Origin of the sequence: Nostoc sp. DedSLP04, from assembly GCF_034530775.1 — a bacterium.
Taxonomy (GTDB): Bacteria; Cyanobacteriota; Cyanobacteriia; order Cyanobacteriales; family Nostocaceae; genus Nostoc.
Window position 1 is genome coordinate 63,397 of record NZ_JAVRCL010000045.1, and the last position, 7,703, is coordinate 71,099.

The 7,703-nt window shown below is 42.5% G+C and carries 4 protein-coding genes; 3 read left to right on the forward strand and 1 reads right to left on the reverse strand.

Translation table 11 applies throughout. The annotated features are described in order from the left end of the window. Positions 1-125: 125 nt before the first annotated feature. Positions 126-2,024 carry a PAS domain S-box protein gene (locus RMX89_RS23385; RefSeq protein ID WP_322690623.1) on the forward strand — a complete coding sequence of 633 codons (1,899 nt, stop codon included), beginning with the start codon at positions 126-128 and terminating at the stop codon, positions 2,022-2,024. Between the two features lie 97 nt (positions 2,025-2,121). Here the strand turns inward: RMX89_RS23385 and RMX89_RS23390 are convergent, their stop codons facing one another. Next, positions 2,122-3,249, reverse strand: a complete 1,128-nt coding sequence (locus RMX89_RS23390) for an ABC transporter ATP-binding protein (RefSeq protein ID WP_322690624.1) — start codon at positions 3,247-3,249, stop codon at positions 2,122-2,124. Between the two features lie 357 nt (positions 3,250-3,606). Here RMX89_RS23390 and mrdA (RMX89_RS23395) point away from each other — a divergent pair, with 357 nt between their 5' ends. Next, positions 3,607-5,454, forward strand: a complete 1,848-nt coding sequence (mrdA, locus tag RMX89_RS23395) for a penicillin-binding protein 2 (RefSeq protein WP_322685201.1) — start codon at positions 3,607-3,609, stop codon at positions 5,452-5,454. Between the two features lie 342 nt (positions 5,455-5,796). Further along, a complete protein-coding gene (gene mrdA, locus RMX89_RS23400; protein WP_322690625.1) occupies positions 5,797-7,635 on the forward strand; it encodes a penicillin-binding protein 2 in 1,839 nt (612 codons plus the stop codon). The last annotated feature ends 68 nt before the right edge of the window (positions 7,636-7,703 follow it).

Consider the following 7,703-nt stretch of genomic DNA (forward strand, 5'->3'; position numbering starts at 1 on the left):
ACAGATGCAAACCATAAAACCTATGCTAATTTTCACTTTCTTAATGCGTGAATTTTGAATTTTGAATTGGTATAAGTCCTGCCTAACTCAGGACTGGCTCTAAGTAAACTGAATCGGAGTTGAATATGTGTACTGAAAAAATAAATGAAGAGATATTGCTTTTACGTCAGCAAAATACCCAATTACTGCAACAGCTAGAAGCATTGCAAAACCTTTCTTCAACTACACTGTTAGCCGAACAACATCAAATTTGGGAATTAGTTACTGATGAAGTCCCACAGGATTTACAACTGATAGAATTACAGTCGAAATTGGCAGATAATTCTACCTTTGTAGAATCAGCAAATAAAATTAGCGGACGGCATCATCAAGCAGCGGCAACTGCTTTGGCTGAGAGTGAGGCTAAGTATCGCCAACTCGTGGAAAATATCAGCGACCTGATTTTTTCTATGTCAGTGGAAGGTCTTTTTACTTATGTCTCACCACAATATAAAAATGTTTTAGGATGGGAACCTTCAGACCTACTTGGTCAACCCTTTGCCCCCCTGCTTCATCCTGATGATTTTCCCCTAGCCCAGAGAAAAATTCAAGAAATGGTGGAAACCAAGGGGCAGCGAATCGCAATAGAATTTCGCCACCAAAAAAAGGATGGAAATTGGTGCTGGATGAGGTCAGTGGCTTCGCCAATTTTCGATTCAGATGGTGAAATTATTGGTCTTCATGGCGCTATTAGCGATATCAGCAGTCGCAAACAAGCTGAAGAATTAATCAAAGCCTCGCAAGCAGAATTGCTCGCTTTGTTCAACGCTATGCAGGATGTAATTCTTGTCTTGGATGCCGAAGGAAGATACTTAAAAATCGCTCCTAGTGGTGCGCCCTTACTCTACCAACCTCCTGCGGAACTGCTGGGCACAAAAATATATGAGGTTTTACCCTCTGCTTGTGCAGATTCTTTTCTCAACTCTATTCAACAAGCACTCTTAACTCAAAAAACTGTGAAGGTAGAATATAGCTTGCCTATAGGCGAGCAAGAGGTTTGGTTTGAGGCGAATATTGCCAGAATGACTGAAAACACCGTTGTTTGTGTCGCCAGGGATATCAGTGAACGCAAACAGATGGAAGACCAACTGCGACAACAAACGGAAAATTTAGCACAAACTCTTCAAGAACTCAGACAAACTCAAGCACAAATGATTCAAGCAGAAAAAATGTCTAGTTTGGGTCAACTTGTGGCTGGAGTTGCCCACGAAATCAACAACCCCGTTAATTTTATTCACGGTAATCTCACCTATATAGAGGAATATACTCAAGACCTGTTGCGAATAATTCACCATCAGCAGCAATCTGGTAATAACTCGGAATTTCAGGCTTTGTGTGAGGAAATTGACCTAGAGTACATCCAAAAAGATGTACCAAGAATATTGAGTTCGATGAAAGTTGGTACTCAGCGCATCCGTCAAATTGTGCTGTCGTTACGAACCTTCTCACGCATAGATGAAGCCGAGTTTAAAGCAGTGGATATTCATGAAAGCATCGATAGTACTCTAATGGTATTGCAACATCGCTTCCAAGAAACAACAAAGCTTCCAGCCATTCAAGTCATCAAAGACTACGGCACATTACCTTTAGTGGAATGTTATGGCCGACAACTCAATCAGGTATTTATGAATATATTAGCGAATGCCATTGATGCTTTAGAAGAATGGACAATTGAGAATGCACAATTAAGAATAGACAATTTCACATCTGGGTTGTTAACTCCCACGATCGCCATTCGGACATCAGTGATAGATTCCGGTTGGGTAAAAATTGCGATCGCTGATAATGGAATAGGTATGTCAGAACAGATTCAACAACAAGTTTTTAATCCGTTTTTCACCACCAAGCCTGTGGGTAAGGGCACAGGTATGGGAATGTCTATCAGTTATCAAATCATTACAGAAACACATGGTGGCAAACTGGAATGTCATTCATCACCAGCAGCAGGAACGGAGTTTGTAATTACAATTCCAATTCAGCATTGACCAAATAATTCGTAGTTCGTAATTCGTAATTCGTAATTACGGACAAAATTAATAATTAATTCATTCGGCTTTCAAGCCCCTTTACGAATTATTGTAACTATTGACTAATAGCTAAACAATCAGTTTCTGCCCACCAGGCGTAAATAAGTGTGTCGCGGTCTGGTAAAGTGCCCAAAGTATTAGGTTGCAACACATTAATCCTAATGCCATTTGTTAATTCCATAACATAATTAACGTGTGTGCCCAAATACATAACGTTAACCAGCCGTCCTTCAAAGCAGTTAACTGGCAAATTAGGTGGATAAAGCGAAAGCTGTATTTTTTCTGGACGCACACTCACTACTACAGCTTGTGATAATTCAGTTGGTGTATTCTCAGCGCGGCTAATAACAATTGAGAGTCCCATTTTTGTGGAGATTTTAATATTAGAGGAGTCTACCGCGACGATTTCACCGCTGAATAAATTAGTATCACCAATAAAATCAGCAACAAAGGATGTACAGGGACGTTCATAAATTTGGCTGGGAGTGCCAATTTGTTCAATTTTGCCTTGATTCATTACGGCAATGCGATCGCTCAAAGACAATGCTTCTTCTTGGTCGTGTGTCACCATCACAAAGGTTAACCCCAAGTCTTTGTGTAAATTTGATAACTCAACCTGCATTTCTTTACGTAGTTTGAAATCTAACGCCCCTAAAGGTTCATCCAGTAGTACCACGGTGGGACGGTTGACTAGGGCCCTTGCTAAAGCGACTCGCTGCTGTTGACCACCAGAAAGTTGATTGGGAAAGCGCGATCGCAAACTTTCCATTTTCACCAGTTTTAAAGCTTCTTGGACTCTAGCTTCAATTTTCGATTTGGGTATTTTTTTTAGCCGCAGTCCAAAAGCGATGTTATTCCAGACATTCAGGTGGTTAAATAAAGCGTAACTTTGAAATACAGTATTGACGGGTCGGCGGTAAGGGGGCACATTAGTCATGGACTGACCCTGAATAAACACCTTACCAGCGTCAGCAATTTCAAACCCAGCAATTAAGCGCAGTGTTGTTGTTTTACCACAACCGGAGGGGCCTAAAATACTAAAAAATTCTCCTTGTCTAACATCCAAATCAATGCCATTTACTGCTGGTTCTTGGTTAAAAAACTTGAAGACGTTACGCAGTTCAACATCAAGTGGCTGAAAAGTTGTTATCCCCCTCTGATTTTGCATGACGATTTGAGCCATAATCCTCAGTAGAATGCCGCGATCTTAAGTGATTTTGTCAATTGCTCTAGTCTTTTGGGCAGACTATATTTGACACTTTGGTTTATTGTATCCGCCAAAAACAATTGTTCAAGAATATACTCGTCCGATTATTTCAGACTCAGTAACAAAAATACAATTATGGTAAATTTATATACTATGCTTATCATTTAGATAATCTGTAATTAAGTTAACAAGTCTTAAAATTGCATCTTAGCAATTGCTAAAAGGCTGGCTGGAATTGCATTTATTCATTTTGAATTTTGAATACTTCGGCTCCTTTCGACTTCGCTCAACGCAAGTCGCTCAGTACAAGTTTTGAATTTTGAATTAATACTTATGTCATTATTCCCATCACTTGGCAGTAAAAAAGATACACGTACAGTTGGACGTGGTTTCCAATCAATATTTTTAATCGTATTTACCCTATTAATGACCAGTGGGATTGAGGCTCGTTTGGCTTACTTGCAAATAGTTGATGGGCCAAAACTCCGAGAACGAGCTGAAGCAAACCGAATTCGGATGATTCCCAAACAACCAGAACGGGGCAATATTTTTGACCGGAATGGCAAACTTTTAGCTAGTACTCGCTATCCTAGCTCTGTGTATTTGTGGCCGATGGCGCATACTAAGCCTTCCTGGTCTGTAGTCGGCCCGCGTCTAGCGCAAATTCTTAACATTCCCCAAGATGAGATGGAAAAGAAATTAGAACAAGCTGGTGCTAATTCTTCTTCACTCATTCGGGTTGCTCGCGATTTAAATGAAGCAGAAATTACGGCATTAAAGGAGTATAAAAATGAACTCCCAGAAGTGGAAATTAATACAGATTCTGTACGTTATTATCCCCACGGCAAGGAATTAGCGCACGTACTAGGTTATACACGAGAGTTGACCGCCGACCAGTTAAAAGGCAAGAAGGAGTTAGGCTATCGACTGGGAGATGTCATCGGTCAGATGGGTGTGGAAAAGGCTTATGAGAAAGCTCTACGGGGCGAATGGGGTGGTCAGCAGGTAGAAGTGGATGGTGCGGGTAGACCAATCCGGGTTATAGGAGAGAAACAGGCAAAAGCTGGTAATGATTTGCACCTGACCATAGATTTGGATGTGCAAAAGGCAGCCGAAAAAGCTTTGGGAAATCACCGAGGTGCGATCGCAGCACTCGATCCAAATAATGGTGCTGTTTTAGCGTTGGTATCTTACCCCACCTTTGACCCAAATATCTTTTCCAAACAAAAACTCTCTCAAAAAGATTGGGAAAGTGTCCAAGGTAAAGATCATCCCTTGGTCAATCGCGCTCTGAGCGCCTTTCCACCCGCCAGTACTTTTAAAGTTGTGACTACGACAGCTGGACTCGAATCAGGTGAATTTTCTCCTGACTCAATACTACAAACCTTTGGTTCTCTTACCGTGGGTGGGGTGACATTTGGTGAGTGGAATCACGCCGGATTCGGGCCATTAGGATTTCCCAGAGCGATCGCTATGAGTAGCGATACTTTCTTCTATCAAGTTGGCAGAAAAGTTGGCGGCCCAACTCTAATCAAATGGAGCCGTAAATACGGGTTTGGTCAAAGAACTGGTATTGAATTTCGTGATGAAGAATCAGTAGGCTTGGTTCCAGATGAAACATGGAAGCGGAAAGTTTTCAAAATGCCTTGGACTGTTGGCGACACCATTAATATGTCAATTGGTCAAGGCGCTTTGCAAGTCACACCTCTGCAATCGGCGATTATGTTTTCTGTCCCTGCTAACGGTGGGTATCGAGTTCAACCGCATTTGCTTAAAGATAACGAAGAAGCAAAAAGTTGGCGAGAATCTTTAAATATGAAGCCGACAACTATTAAAGTTCTCCGCGACGGACTGCGAAAGGTGGTGAGTGAAGGCACTGGTAAGCGCTTAGACGTGCCGACAATTGCCCCAGCGTCTGGGAAGAGTGGCACAGCTGAAGCTGGTGTTGGTCGCCCAAATCATACATGGTTTGGTGCTTATGCGCCCAGTAATAAGCCAGAAATTGTGGTTGTGGCCTTTGGGGAAAATACTGGCGAACATGGTGGTACTATTTGCGGGCCGATGGTTTTACAAGTACTAGAAGCTTATTTTCAGCACAAATATCCAGGTAAGTATCAAAAACCTCAGCCTGACCCATCAGAAGCTAAAACTCAAAGTTCAGGACATAGCACTGGAGATTAGTTCTGCAAAGCAAAAGTCAAACAGGTATACAGCGTCAGATTTTCTAGTCTATCCCATTAGTTTTGAAGGGTGAACAAGTTCGTAGTAACGACTTTAACTTTAGTCATAGATTTTTAAACACGCTTTGTGCTTACTACAAACTCATCAAAATTAATGCGATAGACCACTAGTGTGCAAAGTTCAAAATTTAAGAAGCTTTTGGTCGAGACATATACAAGAGATGAGCTTATGGTATCAATTGAAAACAATTAATTACTGCCAATTAGTTAGCCCTTAAATACCTGCTAAGAATTTAGCAGAGTTATTTACAGATAATCTTAATTTTGCAATCCTCTTTTCCTTATGACTTACCTCAAACCATCTCCACTTGGCGGACAAAAAAATACACGTACTGTTGGACAAAGTTTCCAGCCGATATTTTTAATTATATTTACTCTATTGATGCTGACAGGAATCAGCATTCGCTTGGCATATTTGCAAATTACTGAAGGAGCAAGCCACCGAAAACGAGCCGAATCAAATCGAATTCGGATGATCCCCAAACAACCAGAACGAGGCAATATCTTTGACCGCAACGGCAAACTTTTAGCCAGTACTCGCTATCCTCGCTCTGTATATTTGTGGCCGATGGCACATACCAAGCCAGCGTGGTCATTAGTGGGAGCGCGTCTATCTCAAATTCTCGACGTTCCCCAAGAAGAGATGGAAAAGAAACTAGAAGAGGCAGGTGCTAACTCTTCTTCACTCATCCGAATTGCTCGTGACTTAAACGAAGCGCAAATCACAGCATTGAAAGAGTATCAAACTGAACTTAAAGATGTAGAAATCCATACAGAAGCCGTTCGTTACTACCCCCACGCCAAAGAATTAGCCCATGTATTAGGTTATACGCGAGAACTGACCGGCAGTCAGTTAAAAGAAAAGAAGCAGGAAGGCTACAGATTAGGTGATGTAATTGGTCAAATGGGAGTTGAAAAAGCTTATGAAAAAACTCTGCGGGGCGAATGGGGCGGTCAGCAAGTAGAAGTGGATGGTGCTGGTCGCCCGCTCCGAGTTTTGGGTGAGAAACAGGCAAAACCGGGTAACGATTTGCACTTGACCATAGATTTAAATATGCAAAAGACAGCAGAAAAAGCTTTAGGCGATCGCGACGGTGCGATCGTTGCCCTTGACCCCAAGAACGGTGCCGTTTTAGCAATGGTATCTCACCCCACCTTTGACCCAAATATTTTCTCAAAGCAGAAACTCACCCAAAAAGATTGGGAATTTGTCCAAGGTGCCGATCATCCCTTGGTGAATCGCGCCCTCAGCGCCTTTCCACCTGCTAGCACCTTCAAAATTGTCACCACTACAGCCGGTCTAGAATCTGGTAAATTTTCTCCTAGCACAGTCCTGCAAACTTACGGTTCTTTGAGTTTTGGCGGCACCCGATTTGGCGAATGGAATCACGCCGGATTCGGGCCATTGGGTTTTGTCGGAGCATTACAGTGGAGTAGTGATACCTTCTTTTATCAAATTGGTCGCGGAGTCGGCGGCCCAACTTTAATTGAGTGGACTCGCAAGTATGGATTTGGTAAAAAAACTGGTTTTGAGTTTGCCAACGAAGAAGCAAAGGGTTTAGTGCCAGATGAGGCGTGGAAGCAGAAAACTTGGAAGATACCTTGGACTGTAGGTGACAGCATTAATATGTCAATTGGTCAAGGTGCTTTACAAACGACACCTTTACAAGTTGCCATCATGTTTGCCGTGCCCGCTAATGGTGGCTATCGAGTCCAGCCACATTTGCTTAAAGACAATGAACAAGCAAAAAGCTGGCGAGCATCTTTAAATATGAAGCCGACAACTATAAGTGTTCTCCGTCAGGGACTACGGAAAGTAGTAGCTGAAGGTACGGGTAAAGCTTTGAAGCAGCCAACAGTTCCCGCAGTGGCTGGTAAGAGTGGCACTGCTGAAGCGTGGAAAGGCCGTGTTAAGCAAAATCACGCTTGGTTTGGAGCGTATGCACCTGCTGAACAGCCAGAAGTTGCGATCGTAGCATTTGCTGAACATTCCGGTGGTGGTGGTGGTAGCATTGCTGCGCCCATGATCTTACAAATTATGGAGGAATACTTTCAGCGCAAGTATCCAGGTAAGTATCAAAAACCTCAGCCTGAGAACCCAGGAAATAGCAGACGAAATTAAACGTAGGGTATGGGGCATTGGGCATTGGGCATTGGGCATTGGGCATTGGGCATTGGGCATTGGGCATT